The following is a 2374-nucleotide window of genomic DNA, read 5'->3' on the forward strand; positions in this document are numbered from 1 at the left end:
AGCACCTTCAGGAAGAAGCGCGTTGCCGCGGCCTTATCGCGTCGCTTTTGCACCAGCACGTCGAGCTCAGCACCATGCTCGTCGACCGCTCGCCACAACAGATACGGCTTACCGCGCAGCGTGACGAACATCTCGTCCAGATGCCATATGCTGCCCGGCCTGGGCCGCGCCGCTTTGGCGCACCGGGCGAATTCAGCGCCGAATTTGTCGCACCAGCAACGGATCGTTTCGTACGTGACCACGACGCCGCGCTCGAGCAACAACTCCTCGACGTCGCGCAAGCTCAGGCTGAACCGGAAATACCACCGAACCGCGCAGCTGATGACGACAGCAGGGAAGCGGTGACCGTGATAAAGCGATTTAGTTTTCTTCATCACTTCATTCTACCGCCGCCTCCAGATCAACCTGACAGTGCCATTGCATGCTTCCCAAGCGCATTTTTACCCCCGCGCTGCAGCAGCGTATCGCGGCGTTTACCCGGGCCTGAACCCATGGTTGTGCTTCAGTTCAACAGGCGTTTGTTCACGTCTGGCTACTGCATTTCAGCCGGGTCGCGTGCCCGTGAACAAGTCGCAAAGGAGATGATTCGATGAATGCGAAAGACCCGAAACCGTCGATAGAAGGCGGCTTGGCGAAAACACGCCGGGCAGGGCACGTGCTGGCTCTGCTGGTGTGCTTCCTGGTTATCGTTCTAGACGGATTCAACACCACGTCGATCTCCTTTGTCGTGCCCATGCTCGCTCATGAATGGCACCTGGCGCCGGCGCTCTTCACCACCGTTTTTGTGGCGACGAACATTGGCGCGGCGATCGGTTTCATGGTTTCCGGACCGCTCGCTCAACGTTTCGGGCACCGTTCCATTGGTGTCGCCAGCGTTGTGCTATTCGCCGGTAGCACGCTGCTGACCACCTATGCGAACAATATCGCCAGTTTGTCCGTCATGCGCCTCGCGGCGGCCATCGGTCTGGGCGCGGCGTTGCCGATCGCCATTACGGCGGCGGCCGGCATCATGGGCGCGAAGCATAAGGTGGCGGCGTCCTTGCTCATTACGACCGGCATGTCCGTGGGCGCAGTCACGGGCGGCGTGGCCGGTGGCCCTCTGATGGGTCACTTCGGCTGGCAATCTATCTTCGTGACTGGCGGTGTCCTTCCTTTCCTGCTGGTTCCCGTGTTTTTTCGCATCCTCGCGGCGCGCAGCCCGGTCGTAACCGATGTCGCAGCCGTGCGTGTGTCAAACCCGCTCAAGGCGCTGTTCGAAAATGGTCTGGGCGCCTACACGTGCCTGCTGTGGCTGTTTTCATTCCTGATCTTCATGGACGTCTATGCACTGCTGTTCTGGGTGCCGACGCTGCTGGTGGATTTCGGCTTCTCAGCGGACCATGCGTCGGTCGGCATGGCTGCCTTCAGTATTGGTGGTCTAAGCGGCAACATCCTGATGACCGGGGCTGTCGCGGTGATGACGCTTGCCGGCAGGCTCAGAGTGAAATCGGCTCTGGTTCTGGGGCTGCTGCTGGTGATTATCAGCATCGGCAGCCTTAGTCAGGTAGCGGTGACGCCAGGCATTGTGCTGCTGTTCATCGGTGTGATCGGTGCCGGTCTGGTCAACGGCATCATGGGCCAGACCGCGCTCGCAGTCGCTTTCTATCCGCCGGAGATCCGCGCAACCGGGGTTGGCTGGGGGCATGCAATCGGGCGGGTCGGTTCCTTCGTGGGGCCGGCGATTGGGGGAGGCTTGCTGTCGCTCGGTTGGCCGGTGCGCGATATTGTCCTCACCTCCGTTGTGCCGGCTGGCGCCGCGATCCTCACGCTCGGCGCCCTGTCGTTGGTCGGTCGCAGAGCGGTTCAAAAGTTTCCCGACAGCGCCGTGGCGGAGAACTGAGACTCGCCACGTCATGCTCCGCTCACTGCCAAGGTGGTGATTGGACTTGCAAACGCCAGCGCGCTGCTGGCGCCAACGATGCACATGGGACAGCGCTCCTGCATTCAAGCTGCAAATCCAGCTTTTTAATCCTGCACAAAGACACTTTCGATCATGAAGATTATTGCTTAGGAAGGTCTGAACAACCCGTTTCTGCTTTGGATTTCCAGCTCGCACAATGGAGCGAAGATCACATCGTCACCTGCGACTGCGGTGGAGCGCTACCGGTCGCATCCTGGCGGTCCGCGCCTCGCCTTTACCGCACGCCTTCGGCCTTCGTTGCGCTTCACAGCATCTTGCGCGCCATCCACAGATTAGCCAGCGCGAACTGCGTTTCGATCTGAGCCGTGTTCTTCGCCAATCCTCGATACCGCGCCTTCAGATAGCCAAACTGACACTTCAGCACCCGAAACGGATGTTCCACCTTCGCTCTTACACCCGCTTTCAGTCGCTCGA

3 protein-coding genes are annotated in these 2374 nt (G+C 60.1%); 1 reads left to right on the forward strand and 2 read right to left on the reverse strand.

Going from position 1 to position 2374, the window contains the following annotated elements:
* A partial coding sequence (locus tag HHL24_RS43165; protein ID WP_169491324.1) for an IS6 family transposase occupies nucleotides 1–374 on the reverse strand: 374 nt, incomplete at its 3' end.
* A gap of 215 nt (nucleotides 375–589) precedes the next feature.
* Between HHL24_RS43165 and HHL24_RS43170 the strand changes: the two genes are divergently transcribed.
* Nucleotides 590–1879 carry an MFS transporter gene (locus HHL24_RS43170; RefSeq protein WP_169491325.1) on the forward strand — a complete coding sequence of 430 codons (1290 nt, stop codon included), beginning with the start codon at nucleotides 590–592 and terminating at the stop codon, nucleotides 1877–1879.
* Nucleotides 1880–2204: 325 nt separating this feature from the next.
* On the opposite strand, the gene HHL24_RS43175 is transcribed toward HHL24_RS43170, so the two are convergent.
* Nucleotides 2205–2374, reverse strand: a 170-nt coding sequence (locus HHL24_RS43175; RefSeq protein ID WP_169491326.1) for a transposase, incomplete at its 5' end; no start/stop codon positions are given.

Source organism: Paraburkholderia polaris, from assembly GCF_012927345.1.
GTDB lineage: Bacteria > Pseudomonadota > Gammaproteobacteria > Burkholderiales > Burkholderiaceae > Paraburkholderia > Paraburkholderia polaris.